We start from the raw sequence: 383 nt of genomic DNA on the forward strand, positions 1-383 counted from the left end.
GCTAAAATTAAATAATTTTAGTTTTCTTAAAAAACGGCTTCTTTTGAAGCCGTTTTTTATTGCCTAAAAAATGCTATTAATAGTAAGAAATGAGTTACATGATTTTTTTTGATCATTAAAAAAATTATCATCAACAAATTCGATTTTACTTGTTACAATTTATGCGCTGTTTTCTTGGCATGTTTTATGCTCATTTATTTCTACCTTAACCGCAACGATTAAGGAGCTTCGATGCCACATGATGTTGATTTAATTATATTACTTGCTGTTGGCTTTGGTATGGCTCTTATTTTTGGCTATATCGCAGCACGTTTACGCCTACCTCCTTTGATCGGTTATTTAATTGCGGGCATTATCATTAGCCCAAATACACCAGGTATCGT

General features: G+C 32.1%; 1 protein-coding gene. It reads left to right on the forward strand.

All coding sequences use genetic code 11. From position 1 onward, the window contains the following. Positions 1-231: 231 nt before the first annotated feature. On the forward strand, positions 232-383 hold a 152-nt coding region (locus tag B4H32_RS02320; protein ID WP_286799642.1), incomplete at its 3' end, for a hypothetical protein.

Origin of the sequence: Acinetobacter sp. UBA2063, from assembly GCF_002333245.1 — a bacterium.
In the GTDB taxonomy this organism is placed as follows: Bacteria; Pseudomonadota; Gammaproteobacteria; order Pseudomonadales; family Moraxellaceae; genus Acinetobacter; species Acinetobacter parvus.